Below are 15,665 nucleotides of genomic sequence, written 5' to 3' on the forward strand. Positions count from 1 at the left end.
CGATAACGTGCGGGAGGGAATATGCAGTACCTAGGCAAAAGACTAAGGCACGAGCTGAAATACTACATTCGTCCCCATGACTATGCGGGTCTTGCTAGGCGGCTCTCTGCGGTGCTTCCACGGGACAAGCATTCGGTGAACGAGGAAGGCTATCACATCCGGAGCCTGTATTTCGATGATGACTACGATACGGCGCTGACTCAGAAGCATGCCGGAGTAGAGAAGCGGTGCAAGTACCGGATCCGGATCTATAATCTGTCGGATGCCCGGATCAACCTGGAACGCAAGAGCAAATTCGGAGAGTGGGTGTGCAAGGATTCCGCAATCCTGACCAGAGAGGAATATGACAAAATCTTGGAAGGGGATGTGGAATTCCTTCCCGCTTTCGGGAAGCCGCTTACCCAGGACTTCTACCATGAGTGCAAGCTTCATGGGCTGAAGCCCAAGGTGATTGTGGATTATGTAAGGGAAGCGTACACCCACGAATATGGGGATGTCAGAATCACATTCGATAAAAACTTGGCCTTCAACGTGAAGGACAAGGATATCTTCGATCCCGGCCTGATCACCGTGGAGGCTGTCCAGGAGCCGATGATCATCATGGAAGTGAAATATAACGACTTCATTCCCCAGTATGTGCAGGATCTGCTGCAGCTATCCAGTCATAACCGTTCGGCTATATCCAAGTACGTGATGTGCCGGGAGCAAAACAAGCAGCACTATAACTAGTAAAGAAGGGTACGAGCCTTGACCATGGATGATGTATTTACATTTAAAGATATCTTCAAAAAAAGTGTGCTGAAATTGGAGAGCTTCGCCAACATCTCCTACATCGACGTTGCGATCGGATTGCTGATTTCACTGCTCATCGGACTGTTTATCTTCTATATTTATAAGAAAACGTTTCGTGGGGTTGTTTACAGCTACAATTTCAACACGACCTTCGTACTTATGACCATGATTACGGCTCTGGTCATCATGACGATCAGCACCAACGTCGTGCTTTCGCTGGGGATGGTTGGAGCCCTCAGCATCGTCCGGTTTCGGACGGCCATCAAGGATCCGCTGGACGTGGTATTCATGTTCTGGTCGATTGCTGCCGGAATTGCAACGGGAGCAGGGGTCTATCCGATCTCTATCGTGGGATCTCTGCTAATCGGCGCCACCCTGCTGATTCTGTCACGCCGCAAGGTAAAGGATTCGGCTTATCTCTTGATCGTCCATTACCATGATTCTGCAACGGACGGTGTAAAGTATCAATTAAATAAGCTGGTCCATAAGCTGAAATCGAAGACCGTCCGTAAGGATCAGATTGAATTGACCGTAGAGGTAAAGCTGAAGAACGACAACACGGCTTTCGTCAGTGAGATCTCCGCACTGGAGGGAGTGCGGGACGCCGTCTTGGTCAGCTATAATGGGGATTACGCTCCGTAAGGGGGTAACGCTCCGTCCATTCACAAGAGAGGCCTCCCCTCTCTTGTTTTTTATTTGGCAGGGAGGGGAAAAGATCATGGGTGGATGACAAGGTAAAATGCTTGACACGGATTCCCGAATACAGTATGATAATCGTTGTTCGGTTGTAAAGGTCAAAACCTTAACAGCTAGCCTGGGATCGTAATCCCGAACGGGGGGACGGCCATCGTGGCAGAGGATCAGATGCTCGAGCGGACCAACAGGATGAATCTGTTGTACGATTTCTACGGTACGCTGCTGACGAGCAAGCAACAATCGATTCTAGCGCTGTATTATCAGGATAACTACTCTCTCGGAGAGATTGCCACCGAGCTCTCGGTTACGAGACAAGCCGTTTATGAGCACCTGAAGCGGGCCGAGCAGACGCTGGAAGACTATGAGAGCAAGCTTCGGATGGCGGATCAATATGCCAGAAGAGCAGATATATCGGAGCAATTGCAGCAGCTCATCATGAGGCAGAAGGTGGAATTCCGGGAGGAACTGCTGGAGCTCTTGGAGCAGCTGCAGACCATAGATGATTCGAACAAGCCCGAATGAAGATCCAGCCAGGAGGTGAGTCACCATGGCATTCGAAGGATTAGCCAGCAGACTGCAGAACGTATTCGGCAAATTGCGTTCCCGCGGGAAGCTGACAGAGGAAGACGTAGGAGAAGCGCTCCGCGAGGTGCGCCTGGCATTGCTCGAAGCGGACGTGAATTTCAAGGTCGTCAAGGATCTGATCGCCCGTATCAAGGAGCAGGCCATCGGCCAGGAAGTAATGAAGAGCTTCACTCCCGGCATGGTGGTCGTGGATATCGTCAACAAGGAGCTTACCGCTCTTATGGGTGGGACCCAGAGCAAGCTGGCGCGCTCCAATCGTCCGCCAACCGTCATCCTGATGGCGGGTCTCCAAGGCGCCGGCAAGACCACTTCGGCAGGCAAGCTGGCGAAGTTCTTAATGAAGCAGAATCACCGTCCGCTGCTGGTGGCGGGGGATATCTACAGGCCTGCGGCCATCAAGCAGCTGCAGGTGCTGGGCGAGCAGCTGAAGGTTCCGGTATTCACCTTGGGCAACGAAGTGAGCCCGGTGGAGATTGCGAAGCAAGGTGTGGCCCACGCCAAGGAGCACGGGCACGACTACGTGCTGATCGATACGGCCGGCCGGCTGCATATCGATGACGCCTTGATGGAGGAGCTTGTCGGGATTAAGGAAGCGACCAAGCCGGATGAGATCCTGCTGGTGGTCGACGCCATGACCGGTCAAGATGCCGTGAATGTGGCCGACAGCTTCAACAAGCAGCTGGACCTGACCGGGGTCATCCTGTCCAAGCTGGACGGCGATACCCGCGGCGGCGCAGCCCTGTCGGTAAAGGCCGTCACCGGCTGTCCCATCAAATTCGCAGCGACCGGTGAGAAGCTGGATGCGCTGGAGCCCTTCCATCCGGACCGGATGGCTTCTCGGATTCTCGGCATGGGCGACGTCCTGACTCTGATCGAGAAAGCCCACGCGGAGATTGATACCGAGAAGGCCAAAGAGATGGAGCGCAAGATGCGCAAGGCCGAATTCACCTTCGACGATTTCCTGGAGCAGATGGAACAGGTCAAGAAGCTGGGGCCTCTGGACCAGATTCTGGACATGATGCCCGGTATGGGCAAGATGAAGAGCCAGGTCAAGGACCTGAAGGTGGATGAGAGGCAGCTGCAGCGCGTAGCCGCCATCGTCAAATCCATGACGAAGGAAGAGCGCGCCAAGCCGGAGCTCTTAAATCCGAGCCGCCGGAAGCGCATCGCCCTCGGCAGCGGCAACACCGTTATCGAAGTCAACCGCTTCATCAAGCAATTTGAGGACATGCGGAAGATGATGAAGCAGTTCTCGGGCATGATGGGCGGAGTCAAGAATAAGAAGGGCCTTCTCGGCAAGATGGGCAAGGGTATGAAGTTCCCCTTCGGTTAATCTCGATTTGAAGCTTTTGCTTTAAATATATGGTCTTTAAATTGAACCCCGGAAAAGGAAAAAGAATAATCTTCGAAGCATCAGCTTCACTTTTCTGGGATTGTGTGAGGAGGTGAAATCTACAATGGCAGTTCGCATCCGTTTGAAGCGCATGGGCGCTCACAAAGCTCCCTTCTACCGTGTGGTTGTGTCCGATTCCCGTTCTCCCCGTGATGGTCGTTTCATCGAAGAGATCGGTATCTACAACCCGCTGACCGCTCCTGCTACCGTCACTATCGACGAGGAGAAGGCACTGAAATGGCTCAGCACCGGTGCTCAAGCATCCGACACCGTACGCAACCTGTTCAGCAAAGCCGGCATTATGACTAAGTTCCATGAGTCCAAATTGCAGAAGTAATTTCGGACTTTTCGGAGGGACATATGAAAGATCTGATAACCGTTATCGCTAAGGCGTTGGTGGATCATCCGGAAGATGTCAAAGTTCATGCCGTGGAGCACACCCAGGAAATCGTGTACGAGCTGACCGTTAATCCTTCCGACATCGGCAAGGTTATCGGCAAGCAAGGCCGGATCGCCAAGGCTCTGCGCACAGTCGTCACCTCGGCGACTGTTAAGGAGAAGAGACGCGTTACGGTCGAAATCGTTTCGTAATACGAAGCGGACCGAACAAGGGTAGGGGAAACCTTACCCTTTTCGTGTCGTTTTGGGGCAAGCTATGAAGGAGCGCAACGGAGCTTGAAGGCAGCTATCTTCTGAAGAAGAAGGCCGGCTTGAAATTCCGTTCAGATACCGGGAGGGACGAGCATGAGCGTAAAATTATTCAATGTAGGCAAAATCGTCAATACGCATGGAATCCGCGGAGAGCTTAAGATCTTGTCCGCCACCGATTTTCCGGATCTCCGATTCTCGAAGGGAAGCGAGCTGATCTTCGTCTCACCCGAGGGGGAAACGAACCAGGAAGCAACCGTAGAATCCGCCCGGGAGCACAAAGGGATGTTCATCGTCCGCTTCAAGGAATGGGACGACATCAACCAGGTGGAGCGCTTCAAGGGCTGGAACGTGAAGGTGGACGAAGAGAGTCTGGCCGAGCTGGATGAGGATGAATACTACTATCACGAGATCATCGGCTGTACGGTGGTGTCCCAGGACGGACAGGAGCTGGGCCAGGTTACGGAGATCCTGTCTCCGGGAGCCAACCACGTCTGGGTTGTCAAGCGGCCCAAAGGGAAGGATATCCTGCTTCCGGTCATCGATGAAGTCATCTTGGACGTAGACGTGGAAGCCAAACGGATCACCGTCGAGCTGATGGAAGGTCTGGTCGAATGAGAATCGACGTGCTGACGTTGTTTCCCGAGATGTTCGAAGGGGTATTCGGGAGCAGCATATTGGGTAAAGCCCGGGATAAAGGACTGGTGGAGCTTCATACGATGAACTTCCGGGACTATTCCACGAATAAGCATAAGACCGTTGACGACTATCCATTCGGAGGCGGCGGCGGGATGGTCCTGAAGCCGGAGCCGATCTTCGGGGCGGTGGAGGACCTGCTGCAGAAGGCGCAAGCCGATGACGGGGCTCCCGCACGGAAGCCGCGCGTCATTCTCATGTGCCCCCAAGGAGAGCCCTTCACCCAGCGCAAAGCGGAGGCGTTGTCGGAAGAGGAACACCTGGTCTTTATCTGCGGCCATTACGAAGGCTACGACGAGAGAATCCGGCAGCATCTCGTGACCGACGAGCTGTCCATTGGGGATTATGTGCTCACCGGCGGGGAACTGCCGGCCATGGTGGTTATAGACAGCGTCGTCCGGCTGCTGCCGGGCGTGCTGGGGAACGAGAGCTCCGCCGTCACGGATTCCTTCAGCACGGGGCTCCTGGAGTATCCTCATTATACCCGTCCCGCCAAGTTCCGGGATTGGGACGTGCCCGAGGTGCTGCTCTCCGGCCATCACGAGAACATCGAGAAGTGGAGGCGCCGCCAGTCTCTGGAGCGGACCCTGCGCCGCCGTCCGGAGCTGCTGGAGCGCATGGAGCTCTCCAAGAAGGATAAGGAATGGCTCCGGGAGCTCAAGGAGCGTTCGACCGGCGAGAGCGACTAGCTGATGCGTCTATCGAATCTCTCGATTTTTCAGAGATATCGAAATCCGAGAGTTGACAAGGTTTTCTGAAACATGGTATGATCTTCAATGTTGCAGTTTTTGATAACGGTGGTCCTCTACGCGGTTGCGGCACGAGATTGAAGCGTTGCCGATGGAGCGGAATGAACACCTTGTGGAAGGAGGACGTCAAAATGAATCAATTGGTTCAGGAAATTACGAAGGAACAAATCCGCAAGGATCTGCCGAACTTTCGTCCGGGCGACACTTTGAAAGTGCACGTTAAGGTTATCGAGGGTTCCCGCGAGCGTATCCAGCTGTTCGAAGGCGTGGTCATCAAGCGCCGCGGCGGCGGTATCAGCGAAACGTTTACTGTTCGTAAGATCTCCTACGGTGTAGGCGTGGAAAGAGCATTCCCGCTGCATTCCCCGAAGATCGAGAAGATCGAAGTGGCACGCCGTGGTAAAGTTCGTCGCGCTAAGCTGTACTACCTGCGCGCACTGCGCGGTAAAGCGGCAAGAATCACCGAAATCCGATAAGAATGACCGGGGGGCTTGTTTGCAAGTCCCCTTTCGGTTTTTTCGGAGAAGCTTCTGGAGTACATACCGGCAAGAACAGGAGGATTTCCACCATGGAACAGGAAGAGCAGATGACGTCCGGCCTCCCCTCCGCGTCCATCAAGAATGAAGTCTGGGAATGGGCGAAAGCGCTTCTGATCGCAGCGGTTCTCGTCTTGCTGATCCGCTGGCTTATTTTTGCTCCGTTTATTGTAGATGGGCCTTCGATGGAGCCGAACTTTCATACGGGCGAACGCTTGATTGTGAACAAGATCATCTACAACATCCGCAAGCCGGAACGGGGCGAAGTGATCGTCTTCCATGCTCCGGCCGGAATCGACTACATCAAACGGGTTATCGCTCTGCCTGGCGAGAAGGTCAAGGTGGAGAACAATAAGGTCTACATCAATGGCGAAGAACTGAAGGAGCCGTACATCCAGGCCGCCGTGGAGGAAAGAGCGAAGAACGGACAGATCTACAACAGTCCGGGCTTGGCTGAGACCACCGTACCGGAGGGTGCCGTTTTCGTTATGGGTGACAACCGCCCCAACAGCGCAGACAGCCGGATGAATAACGTAGGCGCCATTCCATATGATAAAATCGTCGGCCGTGCGGACATCCGCTTCTGGCCGCTCAATAAAATCGGCATCACCAAGCATTGACTTAAACGAGGTGTGAGAACATGACCATCCAATGGTTCCCCGGCCATATGACCCGGGCCCGGAGGCAGATCGAAGAGAAGCTGAAGCTGATCGACGTCGCCATCGAGCTCCTGGATGCCCGGATCCCCATGTCCAGCCGGAACCCCATGGTGGATACGATATTAAAAGGCAAGCCCCGGCTGGTGCTGCTGAATAAGTATGATCTGGCGGATCCTGCCGCAACTGCGGACTGGATCGCTTTTTTTAAGGAGAAGGGATTGGATGCGCTGCCGATCGACGCCGTGTCTGGCTACCAAGTCAGGGAAATCGTACCCCGGTGCAGGACGCTGATGGCCCACAAGATTGAAGCGCAGCTCCGCAAGGGGATGAATCCCCGGGCACTCCGCGCATTGATCGTCGGCATACCGAACGTGGGAAAATCGACGCTGATCAACCGGCTGGCGGGCCGCAAAGTGGCGGCCACCGGCGACAAGCCGGGGGTCACCAAGGGGCAGCAATGGATCAAGATGGCCGGAGGAGAGATGGAGCTGCTGGATACTCCGGGGATTCTATGGCCCAAGTTCGAGGACCCCAATGTCGGCTACAGGCTGGCGGCCATAGGCTCGATCAAGGAAGAGCTTCTGACGGCGGAGGACGTGGCTTTCTACACGGTTCGGTTCATGGCTTCGGAGTATCCGGAGGCATTCCGGGAACGCTTCGGCATCGAGGCCATACCGGAGGATCTGGAGAATCCGGATCATGTGGTGGAGGTCATGGAAGCCATCGGACGCAAGCGCGGCTGTATCGTTAGCGGCGGCCGGGTGGATCTGGGCAAGGCCTCGGTGACCTTCCTGCGGGAGCTTCGCTCCGGCAAGCTGGGCCGGGTTACTCTGGAGAAGCCCTCCCAGTGGCTGGACCTTACGCAGGAGAGCAGATGAGATTAGAAGACCGCCTATGGCGGTTTTTTTGCTTTTTACGGGCAAGGACCTTATAGGCCGCTGGAAGGCTTTACCGAGGAAGGAAGGCTGGTTGGCGGCGCCGACATCCATTATAATGAAGAAACATAAAAAGATGACAGTTGGGGAGCGGAGCGGCATATGAATCTTCTAGAATATGAGAAGGGGCTATGGGAGCAGGGCTATGGTCGCATTGCGGGAATTGACGAAGTAGGCCGGGGGTGCCTGTTCGGGGATGTGGTGGCGGCAGCGGTCATTCTGCCGGAGGGCTTGGTGATCGAAGGCATCAATGATTCGAAGAAGCTGAGCGAGAAGCGCCGGGACGAGCTGTACGAGGTGATTCGTGCGGAAGCACTGGCGATTGGCGTCGGATATGCCGATGCCGAGACGGTGGACCGGATTAACATCAAGCAGGCGGCGCGACTGGCGATGAAGCGTGCGTTGGAGGAGCTGGGCCAGGAGCCCGATTTTCTGCTGGTGGACGCGGAGAAGGTGGACAGCCCCCTGCCGCAGATGGCGGTCATCCATGGAGATGCGCTCAGCCAGTCCATTGCCGCGGCATCCATCATCGCCAAGGTGACCCGGGACCGGATGTGCTTGTATTGGGATCAGGATTATCCGGAATATGGCATTGCCGTACATAAAGGCTACGCGACGAAGCAGCACCGGGAAGCGCTGGAGGCCTATGGCCCTTCTGCCCTGCACCGGCGGAGCTTCCTGGGCAAGATTCTGAACGTGCAGCAGGAATTGTTCTAAGCCTCTTATGATTCTTGGAGCTTGCGCCGATATAAGGAATATTGAAATCCAAGGACGGAGGAGGGCATGTAGATGAACATCGGTCAACTGCTGCGAAGTGTGATCGGGGACGTACAGGTGTCCGATCCCAAGGCGCTGGAGCTGAAGGTCGGACAGGTCGTTCGAGGCGTGATCCTTCAGCTGATGTCCGAGCAGGATGCCTTGGTCAATATCGGCGGCGTGCAGGTGCGGGCGCGGCTGGAGACGCCGATGGCGCAGGGGCAGATCACGCTCTTGCAGGTGCAGCCGGAATCCACCTCCGGACAGGTGGTTCTGAAGCCTCTGGAATCCTCGGGGGTTCAGATCGCGGAGCGTTCTCTTCCAGATATTCTGAAGGGTTATGATCTCCAGGATTCGACGGTCAACCGCAAAGCACTCCAGGAGCTGCATCAAGGACAAGCTCCGTTGTCCAAGGAAACCGTACAAGCCCACGCCGGAGTCATGGCTGAACGGCCCGAAGGGGTGGAGGAGGGCCAATGGAGAGAGGCCGCGCTTGTGGCTGTCAAACGCGGCCTCCCCGTCACGTCGGAGACGGTGGGCTCGCTTGCCCGAACCTTGTTCGGCAAGCCGATGGACCAGTCGCTGAAGGCGATGGGCAGCCAGATTGCCGCGCTGCTGGACGGGGACGGTGCAGCGGCAGAGACGCTGCCTGCACCGGTGCGGGCGCTGCTGGGCCAGATCCGGCAGGCGCTGGAGGCGCTGCCGGCCATGCCGGAGCCTGAGGCGCCGGGAGGGGCTGCAAGCAGGGCGCCGCAGGCGAAGGCCGCTACGGCATGGCGTCCCGGCAGTGGCGCTGGCCCCCGTGCGGGCGAATCGGCGGCGCCGGCTCAAGCGCCGCAGGCCGCCGCGGAGGGCGAAGGGCCCGCGGCTGCCGCGCAGCCAGGCCCGGCCGTGCCGCGCGGCGGCGGCAGCGCAGCGTCTGCTGCGGCGGAGCCGGGGGCGGCCCCGGGCCGCAGCGCCAACGCCGCAGGCGAGGCCAGCGCCCTGCCGCTGCCGCAAGCGCCGGGCGCTGCGGCCGGTGGCGCTGCAGGCGCAGCCCCGCGCAGCGGCGGCGATGCGGCGCAGCCCGCGCAGGCGGGGGCCGCCGGCCCCGCCGCAGCAGCGCAGGCGTCTGCGCCGGCGCCGCAAGAGCCGCAGGCTGCGCCTGACGCGGGCCGGGCTGCCGCCCGTCACGCCCCTGCGGCGCAGGAGGAGCCGGCCCCGTGGATCGGCCGGCTCCTGAAGGCGCTGGGCGTGGAGCACGAGCAGCAGCTCGCCCGCGCGGATCGGGGCGGCGCGCACCTGCCGCCGCCCGGCGACGGCCTGGCAGACGGCTCGAGCCCGTCTGCCGCCGACCCTTCGTCTCCGCGGCCGGCCGACGCGGAGACCGCCTCGCTGAAGGGGCTCCTGCTTCAGCTGGCTTCCTCGGAGGATGCTCCTCCGGCCCTAAAGGAGAGCGCAGGCCAGCTGGTTCAGCAGATTACGGGCCAGCAGCTGCTGATGACGGGGGACCGGACGTCCCTGTTTACCCATATGACCCTGATGCTGCCTCTCATGAATGCCAACGGGCAGCAGACTGCATCCATCCATATCCAGTCCAAGAAAGGCTCGCGCGGAGGACTGGATGCGACCAACTGCAGGCTACTGTTCGATCTGAATATGTTCAGTTTGGGCCACACGCTGGTGGATGTCCAAGTCACGGACCGGATCGTCAGCTTGAAGGTGCACAATGATTTCCCCGTCCTGGGGGAATTGCTGGAGGAATACAGGGAGGAGATCAAGGCGGGGCTGGAGGGAATCGGGTATCAATTCCTGTCTATGAAGGTGCTGCCCTATCCCGAACCGGTGGTTCCGGACCCGGCTCTGGGCGCAGGCGCCGCAGCAGCCGGCAGCGGCACGGCACAAGCCGCGAGAGCAGCCAGTCTCTATACGGCCAAGCCCTACAAAGGGGTGGATCTGCGCGTATGACCAAGCCCCATGAGGACCAACCGGAGCGCTCGGCCATCAAGAAAGCGGTGGCGCTCAAATATGCCCCCGACCGCAGCAAAGCTCCCACCGTCGTCGCCAAGGGAAAAGGCACCGTTGCCGAATCGATCCTGAAGCGGGCGAAGGAGTCAGGAGTCGCCGTCCAAGAGGACGCCTCCCTAGTGGAGGTGCTGTCCAAGCTGGACATCAACCAGGAGATCCCGCCGGAGCTGTACCAGCTGGTAGCGGAAATCTTATCCTTCGTCTACCGGTCGGACCGCCGGGCTAGAGATTGGAGGGATCGTTCGCAGTGAGCGCGAATGGAACGGAATCAGGCGGCTCTCCCCGGAAGGATAACCGGGTCGCCCTGGGCCGTTGGGGGGAGGAGACGGCGGTCCGGTATTTGGCCGGTGCCGGGCTGCAGATTCTGGCAAGGAATTGGCGGGCCCGCAGCGGTGAGCTCGATGTGATCGCCGAAGAAGGAGAAACCTTGGTCTTCGTGGAGGTTCGCACCCGCCGGTCCGCAGGACGCTTCGGCAGTGCGGAGGAGTCCGTAGATTGGCGGAAAGTCCGTCAAGTCCGGGACACGGCCACCCTCTACCTCTACACGACCAAGCAGCACGGACGCAAGTGCCGGTTTGACGTCATTGCTGTAACCGGCTCCCCTTCACAGGGAACTCTGGCCGTGAAGCATATCCCCAATGCCTTCTAATCCAGACACGAACAGCCGCTCAACCGAGCGGCTTATTTGTTTTGTCCAAGTTTCGGTACTGCACGGCTTCCGCCACATGGGCTTCGAGGATGGCGTCCGATTCCTCCAGATCCGCAATGGTCCGGGCCAGCTTAAGGATCCGGTCGTGGGCCCGGACGCTGAGACCCAGCGCCTCGAAGGTCTCGGCCAACAGCGCCTCCGCTTCCCGAGTGGGCCTGCAATACCGGCGCAGACTCTGGCCAGAGAGCTCTCCATTGAAGCGGTAACGGCTACCGGCATAGCGGTGCTCCTGCATATGGCGGGCCTGTCTCACCTGCTCCCTCATCCGGGCGGAGGACAAGGGAAGGTCCTGCGATGGAGCCAGGTCCGCATATCGGGTCCGGGGCACCTCCACGTGCAGATCGATCCGGTCCAAGAGAGGGCCGGAGATCCGGGCGCGGTACTGGAGGATCTTCAGGGGACTGCAGGAGCAGGGAGTCATCAAGGATTCCGAGCCGTAGTAGCCGCAGGGGCAAGGATTCATCGAGGCAGCAAGCAGCACATGGGCCGGATAGGTGAATACGGCCCGGGCTCTTCCGATCGTAACCGAGCGGTCCTCCAGCGGCTGACGCAGCACTTCCAGCGCTCCCCGGCCGAACTCCGGCAGCTCATCCAGAAACAGCACGCCTCGATGAGCCAGACTAACCTCACCCGGCTTCGGTATGGAGCCGCCTCCGATCAGTCCGCCGGAGGAAACCGTATGGTGAGGGGAGCGGAAGGGACGGGTGCGGATGAGCTGCCCCCGCTCCTTGAGCTTGCCGGCGATGCTGTAGATCTTGGTGACCTCCAGCGCTTCCTCGTCCTCCATCTCGGGAAGAATGGTCGGCAGACGGCGGACCAGCATGGTTTTGCCCGTTCCAGGCGGTCCGATGAAGAGCAGATTGTGCAGGCCGGCAGCGGCGATCATCAAGGCCCGCTTCGCTTGGTGCTGGCCGCATACGTCCGCGTAGTCCTCGGACAGATGATCCGCCGGGGTCTCATGAGAGGGGGCTTCTCCTCCGGAGTTCGCTGCTTCACCGCTGGCCGCAAGCTCCCCATCGGTGCTTCCGGACCGTTCCGCCCCTCTTCCGCCAGGGGCCAGCTCTCTTAAGCTGCGCAAAGTCCAAATCTCCATGCCGCTAATCAGCTGTGCCTCCCGGGCATTCTCTGCCGGAAGGATAACTTGGCGGATTCCTTGCTGTGCGGCACAATGAACCATGGAGAGGACTCCGGGAACCGGCCGTAGTGTGCCATCTAGGGAGAGCTCGCCGATCCATAAGGTGTGCTCCCCATACTTTGGACCGATCTGCCCGCTGGCGGTCAATATCCCGGCTGCTATGGCAAGATCGAAGGCGCATCCCTCCTTGCGGACGTCCGCCGGCGCCAAATTCACCGTGATCCGCTCCATGGGGAAGGTGAAGCCGCAGTTCTTGAGAGCCGCCCGAACCCTCTCCGTCGATTCACGGATGGCGCTGTCCGGCAGTCCCACCACCTGGAATGCCGGCAGTCCATTGCTAATATCTGTCTCGACCTCCACCAGAGCTCCGTCGATGCCGTGCACACATGCGCTGATCATTTTCCCATACATGCCAAAAAACCTCCCCCTAGTCCGTGCAGCCCGCGTTAAATCGCGAGAAGCCGCATTCGTACCGGAGAGAGGTGCTTCCTTCATCACCGTATCTTTCATCATTTTACCGCATATTTTACTATTTATCCATGTTTTTGGACATACTGGAACCGAGGTGAGAAGGATGGCCGAGAGCTCTATTCAGGAGAAGCCTTATTTTTGTCCGAATTGCCGCTCCAACCGGGTGAAGTTCAATATGGTGACCATGTACAGCCAGCCGTTTCTCAAGGACGCGGTGACAGGGATGGTCGACTCTACGGACGAGCCGGTGGCGGTGGATGAACAGGAGCCGAATATTCAATGCCGGGTATGCGGCTTCACGGGGAACGAGATGCGGTTTATAAAGCAAGCGGAGCGTGAGCCCCGGGGATAACGCACGAAAGACGAATGAAAAAGACGCATTTCTATTGGAAAGTGCGTCTTTTTCATGGAATGGGCGGGCAAGAAAACGTATTTTTCACACCCATTAAAACCTTTTATGGTCGAGAGTTATTATTAGATGATAAAAAATAAGACAAAACCTAATTTTTCATGTTACAATGTGAAAAGATTTGCCAAATTGTCATAATTGACGATTTCGTGAAGGAATTTTCTAGGGGAAATGCGCTTAGGATGAGTGTCGTAGACAGACCGTAGGGTTGCGTACAAACCCGGGCTTCCCGGTGTAAAAAACTCTCAGGAGGACTTAACGAATGAATATCCATGAGTATCAAGGCAAGGCAGTCCTGAAGCAATACGGCGTCAGTGTACCGGAGGGCAAGGTTGCTTTTACCGTGGACGAGGCTGTGGAAGCGGCGAAATCGCTGGGGACCCCGGTCGTTGTCGTCAAAGCGCAGATTCATGCAGGCGGCCGTGGTAAAGCAGGCGGCGTTAAGGTGGCGAAGAGCCTGGACGAGGTGCGGACTTATGCGGCGCAGATTCTCGGCAAAGTGCTGGTGACCCATCAGACCGGTCCCGAAGGCAAGGAAGTGAAGCGCCTCCTGATCGAGCAGGGCTGCGACATCAAGAAGGAGTATTATGTAGGACTGGTTGTCGACCGCGCAACGGGACGCGTCGTGATGATGGCCTCCGAGGAAGGCGGCACTGAAATCGAAGAGGTCGCAGCCCATACTCCGGAGAAGATCTTCAAGGAAGTCATCGACCCGGCCGTCGGCCTCCAGGCGTTCCAAGCCCGCAAGCTGGCTTATGCCATCAACATTCCGGGCGAGCTGGTCGGCAAGGCCGTAAAGTTTATGACAGCGCTGTACAACGCGTTCGTCGACAAGGACTGCTCCATCGCAGAGATCAATCCGCTGGTCGTCACCGGCAGCGGCGACGTGATGGCGCTGGACGCCAAGCTGAACTTCGACTCTAATGCACTGTTCCGCCACAAGGACATCCTGGAGCTCCGCGACCTGGATGAAGAGGACGAGAAGGAGATTCAAGCCTCCAAGTTCGATCTCTCCTACATTGCGCTGGACGGCAATATCGGCTGTATGGTGAACGGGGCCGGCCTGGCTATGGCAACCATGGACATCATCAAATATTACGGCGGCGAACCGGCCAACTTCCTTGATGTAGGCGGCGGGGCGACCACCGAGAAGGTTACCGAAGCCTTCAAGATTATTTTGTCGGATGAGAAAGTACAGGGGATCTTCGTGAACATTTTCGGCGGGATCATGAAGTGTGACGTTATTGCCAACGGTGTGGTGGAAGCCGCCAAGCAGGTCGGGCTGGACCGTCCGCTGGTCGTCCGTCTCGAAGGCACCAATGTGGAGCTGGGCAAGAAAATTCTGAACGAATCCGGCTTGAACATCATCGCAGCCGAGTCCATGGCCGACGGTGCCCAGAAGATCGTTGCGCAAGTGAAGAACGCCTAATATCTTCCGAAAAGGATGTGACCCGATACCATGAGTATCTTGATCGATAAAAATACGAAAGTCATCACCCAAAACATGACCGGCAAAACCGGGATGTTCCACACCAAGGGCGGCTTGGAGTACGGCACCCAGATGGTGGCCGGAGCAGTTCCGGGCAAGGGCGGCACCACCGCGGATTTTGATCTGGAGGACGGGACAAAAGTGACCCTTCCGGTGTATAATACGGTCTTAGAAGCCAAGGAAGCCACCGGCGCCAATGCCTCCGTCATCTACGTGCCGCCGGCCTTCGCCGCCGATTCCATCCTGGAAGCGGTCGATGCGGACTTGGATCTGGTCATCTGTATCACCGAAGGCATCCCGGTGCTCGACATGGTGAAGGTGGCCCGCTATATGGAAGGGAAGCGCACCCGCCTGATCGGACCGAACTGTCCGGGCGTCATCACTCCCGGCGAGTGCAAGATCGGCATCATGCCGGGCTATATTCATACCCCGGGCCATGTGGGCGTCGTGTCCCGCAGCGGCACGCTGACCTACGAAGCGGTCCATCAGCTGACCACCCGCGGCATCGGCCAGTCCAGCGCCGTCGGCATCGGCGGAGACCCGGTCAAGGGCTCCGAATTCATCGACATCCTGAAGCTCTTCAATGAAGATCCGGACACCTACGCGGTCATCATGATCGGCGAGATCGGAGGCACCGCCGAGGAAGAGGCGGCTGAGTGGATCGCAGCCAACATGACCAAGCCGGTTGTCGGCTTCATCGGCGGCAAGACCGCTCCGGCCGGCAAGCGTATGGGCCACGCCGGCGCCATCATCTCCGGAGGCAAAGGCACCGCTGCCGAGAAGGTCGCCACCATGGAGCGCTGCGGCATCCGCGTAGCGCCGACTCCATCCGAGATGGGCTCCACCCTGGTCAGCGTCCTGGAGGAGAAGGGCCTGCTGGACAAATGCATCACCCGCAAATAAATGACGGTAAGGTAAGCAACCTTCCGATTTCCGCATCCAGCGGAAACCGGAAGGTTTTTTGTTTTTGTTTGATTTACAAAAAAAGGAGAGATTATAC

Annotated in this window: 19 protein-coding genes; 18 read left to right on the top strand and 1 reads right to left on the bottom strand. The window is 57.8% G+C overall.

The window, feature by feature from the left end; translation table 11 throughout:
• The first annotated feature begins 21 nt into the window (after nucleotides 1–21).
• The 15 genes from ACSEXW_RS14115 (at nucleotide 22) to ACSEXW_RS14185 (ending at nucleotide 11,101) form a co-directional block, all read left to right on the top strand.
• Nucleotides 22–729 carry a polyphosphate polymerase domain-containing protein gene (locus ACSEXW_RS14115; RefSeq protein WP_438446803.1) on the top strand — a complete coding sequence of 236 codons (708 nt, stop codon included), beginning with the start codon at nucleotides 22–24 and terminating at the stop codon, nucleotides 727–729.
• A gap of 24 nt (nucleotides 730–753) precedes the next feature.
• Nucleotides 754–1,434, top strand: coding sequence for a DUF4956 domain-containing protein (locus tag ACSEXW_RS14120; protein WP_438446940.1), 681 nt, complete (start codon nucleotides 754–756; stop codon nucleotides 1,432–1,434).
• A 207-nt stretch (nucleotides 1,435–1,641) separates the two neighbouring features.
• Nucleotides 1,642–2,010 carry a YlxM family DNA-binding protein gene (gene ylxM / locus ACSEXW_RS14125; protein WP_438446804.1) on the top strand — a complete coding sequence of 123 codons (369 nt, stop codon included), beginning with the start codon at nucleotides 1,642–1,644 and terminating at the stop codon, nucleotides 2,008–2,010.
• A gap of 25 nt (nucleotides 2,011–2,035) precedes the next feature.
• Complete coding sequence (gene ffh, locus ACSEXW_RS14130) at nucleotides 2,036–3,406, top strand: signal recognition particle protein (RefSeq protein WP_438446805.1); 1,371 nt, start codon at nucleotides 2,036–2,038, stop codon at nucleotides 3,404–3,406.
• 124 nt (nucleotides 3,407–3,530) lie between these two features.
• Complete coding sequence (gene rpsP / locus ACSEXW_RS14135; protein WP_438446806.1) at nucleotides 3,531–3,803, top strand: 30S ribosomal protein S16; 273 nt, start codon at nucleotides 3,531–3,533, stop codon at nucleotides 3,801–3,803.
• 23 nt (nucleotides 3,804–3,826) lie between these two features.
• Complete coding sequence (locus ACSEXW_RS14140; RefSeq protein WP_438446807.1) at nucleotides 3,827–4,057, top strand: KH domain-containing protein; 231 nt, start codon at nucleotides 3,827–3,829, stop codon at nucleotides 4,055–4,057.
• A gap of 153 nt (nucleotides 4,058–4,210) precedes the next feature.
• A complete protein-coding gene (gene rimM, locus ACSEXW_RS14145; RefSeq protein ID WP_438446808.1) occupies nucleotides 4,211–4,732 on the top strand; it encodes a ribosome maturation factor RimM in 522 nt (173 codons plus the stop codon).
• Nucleotides 4,729–5,499, top strand: coding sequence for a tRNA (guanosine(37)-N1)-methyltransferase TrmD (gene trmD / locus ACSEXW_RS14150; RefSeq protein WP_438446809.1), 771 nt, complete (start codon nucleotides 4,729–4,731; stop codon nucleotides 5,497–5,499). Before rimM ends, trmD begins: the two co-directional genes overlap by 4 nt.
• A 191-nt stretch (nucleotides 5,500–5,690) precedes the next feature.
• Nucleotides 5,691–6,035, top strand: a complete 345-nt coding sequence (gene rplS / locus ACSEXW_RS14155) for a 50S ribosomal protein L19 (RefSeq protein ID WP_438446810.1) — start codon at nucleotides 5,691–5,693, stop codon at nucleotides 6,033–6,035.
• Between the two features lie 92 nt (nucleotides 6,036–6,127).
• Nucleotides 6,128–6,715 (top strand): signal peptidase I, encoded by a 588-nt coding sequence (gene lepB / locus ACSEXW_RS14160; protein WP_438446811.1) that lies wholly within the window; start codon nucleotides 6,128–6,130, stop codon nucleotides 6,713–6,715.
• A 20-nt stretch (nucleotides 6,716–6,735) separates the two neighbouring features.
• A complete protein-coding gene (ylqF, locus tag ACSEXW_RS14165; protein ID WP_438446812.1) occupies nucleotides 6,736–7,632 on the top strand; it encodes a ribosome biogenesis GTPase YlqF in 897 nt (298 codons plus the stop codon).
• A 159-nt stretch (nucleotides 7,633–7,791) separates the two neighbouring features.
• On the top strand, nucleotides 7,792–8,406 hold the full coding sequence (gene rnhB / locus ACSEXW_RS14170) for a ribonuclease HII (protein WP_438446813.1): 615 nt from the start codon (nucleotides 7,792–7,794) through the stop codon (nucleotides 8,404–8,406).
• Between the two features lie 72 nt (nucleotides 8,407–8,478).
• Nucleotides 8,479–10,392, top strand: coding sequence for a TP0910 N-terminal domain-containing protein (locus tag ACSEXW_RS14175; RefSeq protein ID WP_438446814.1), 1,914 nt, complete (start codon nucleotides 8,479–8,481; stop codon nucleotides 10,390–10,392).
• Complete coding sequence (locus ACSEXW_RS14180) at nucleotides 10,389–10,703, top strand: EscU/YscU/HrcU family type III secretion system export apparatus switch protein (protein ID WP_438446815.1); 315 nt, start codon at nucleotides 10,389–10,391, stop codon at nucleotides 10,701–10,703. The genes ACSEXW_RS14175 and ACSEXW_RS14180 overlap by 4 nt, the downstream gene beginning before the upstream one ends.
• Nucleotides 10,700–11,101, top strand: a complete 402-nt coding sequence (locus ACSEXW_RS14185; protein WP_438446816.1) for a YraN family protein — start codon at nucleotides 10,700–10,702, stop codon at nucleotides 11,099–11,101. The genes ACSEXW_RS14180 and ACSEXW_RS14185 overlap by 4 nt, the downstream gene beginning before the upstream one ends.
• Before the next feature lie 19 nt (nucleotides 11,102–11,120).
• On the opposite strand, the gene ACSEXW_RS14190 is transcribed toward ACSEXW_RS14185, so the two are convergent.
• Nucleotides 11,121–12,707: a YifB family Mg chelatase-like AAA ATPase gene (locus tag ACSEXW_RS14190; RefSeq protein WP_438446817.1), complete on the bottom strand. Its 1,587-nt coding sequence runs from the start codon at nucleotides 12,705–12,707 to the stop codon at nucleotides 11,121–11,123.
• A gap of 163 nt (nucleotides 12,708–12,870) precedes the next feature.
• Between ACSEXW_RS14190 and ACSEXW_RS14195 the strand changes: the two genes are divergently transcribed.
• From ACSEXW_RS14195 to sucD, 3 genes are all read left to right on the top strand, one after another.
• Nucleotides 12,871–13,119, top strand: coding sequence for a hypothetical protein (locus tag ACSEXW_RS14195; RefSeq protein ID WP_438446818.1), 249 nt, complete (start codon nucleotides 12,871–12,873; stop codon nucleotides 13,117–13,119).
• 319 nt (nucleotides 13,120–13,438) lie between these two features.
• Entirely contained in the window at nucleotides 13,439–14,605 is a 1,167-nt protein-coding gene (gene sucC / locus ACSEXW_RS14200) for an ADP-forming succinate--CoA ligase subunit beta (RefSeq protein ID WP_438446819.1), read from the top strand.
• Nucleotides 14,606–14,635: 30 nt separating this feature from the next.
• Nucleotides 14,636–15,568, top strand: coding sequence for a succinate--CoA ligase subunit alpha (gene sucD, locus ACSEXW_RS14205; protein WP_438446820.1), 933 nt, complete (start codon nucleotides 14,636–14,638; stop codon nucleotides 15,566–15,568).
• The last annotated feature ends 97 nt before the right edge of the window (nucleotides 15,569–15,665 follow it).

The sequence above is a fragment of the Oryzibacillus soli genome, assembly GCF_051594765.1.
GTDB lineage: Bacteria > Bacillota > Bacilli > Paenibacillales > NBRC-103111 > Paenibacillus_AR.

Excerpts from the sequence above, each read along its gene's own strand:
- ACSEXW_RS14115 (WP_438446803.1), top strand. The coding sequence starts at position 22 with ATGCAGTACCTAGGCAAAAGACTAAGGCACGAGCTGAAATACTACATT.
- ACSEXW_RS14120 (WP_438446940.1), top strand. The coding sequence starts at position 754 with ATGGATGATGTATTTACATTTAAAGATATCTTCAAAAAAAGTGTGCTG.
- ffh (WP_438446805.1), top strand. The coding sequence starts at position 2,036 with ATGGCATTCGAAGGATTAGCCAGCAGACTGCAGAACGTATTCGGCAAA.
- rpsP (WP_438446806.1), top strand. The coding sequence starts at position 3,531 with ATGGCAGTTCGCATCCGTTTGAAGCGCATGGGCGCTCACAAAGCTCCC.
- ACSEXW_RS14140 (WP_438446807.1), top strand. The coding sequence starts at position 3,827 with ATGAAAGATCTGATAACCGTTATCGCTAAGGCGTTGGTGGATCATCCG.
- rimM (WP_438446808.1), top strand. The coding sequence starts at position 4,211 with ATGAGCGTAAAATTATTCAATGTAGGCAAAATCGTCAATACGCATGGA.
- trmD (WP_438446809.1), top strand. The coding sequence starts at position 4,729 with ATGAGAATCGACGTGCTGACGTTGTTTCCCGAGATGTTCGAAGGGGTA.
- rplS (WP_438446810.1), top strand. The coding sequence starts at position 5,691 with ATGAATCAATTGGTTCAGGAAATTACGAAGGAACAAATCCGCAAGGAT.
- lepB (WP_438446811.1), top strand. The coding sequence starts at position 6,128 with ATGGAACAGGAAGAGCAGATGACGTCCGGCCTCCCCTCCGCGTCCATC.
- ylqF (WP_438446812.1), top strand. The coding sequence starts at position 6,736 with ATGACCATCCAATGGTTCCCCGGCCATATGACCCGGGCCCGGAGGCAG.
- rnhB (WP_438446813.1), top strand. The coding sequence starts at position 7,792 with ATGAATCTTCTAGAATATGAGAAGGGGCTATGGGAGCAGGGCTATGGT.
- ACSEXW_RS14175 (WP_438446814.1), top strand. The coding sequence starts at position 8,479 with ATGAACATCGGTCAACTGCTGCGAAGTGTGATCGGGGACGTACAGGTG.
- ACSEXW_RS14180 (WP_438446815.1), top strand. The coding sequence starts at position 10,389 with ATGACCAAGCCCCATGAGGACCAACCGGAGCGCTCGGCCATCAAGAAA.
- ACSEXW_RS14190 (WP_438446817.1), bottom strand. The coding sequence starts at position 12,707 with ATGTATGGGAAAATGATCAGCGCATGTGTGCACGGCATCGACGGAGCT.
- ACSEXW_RS14195 (WP_438446818.1), top strand. The coding sequence starts at position 12,871 with ATGGCCGAGAGCTCTATTCAGGAGAAGCCTTATTTTTGTCCGAATTGC.
- sucC (WP_438446819.1), top strand. The coding sequence starts at position 13,439 with ATGAATATCCATGAGTATCAAGGCAAGGCAGTCCTGAAGCAATACGGC.
- sucD (WP_438446820.1), top strand. The coding sequence starts at position 14,636 with ATGAGTATCTTGATCGATAAAAATACGAAAGTCATCACCCAAAACATG.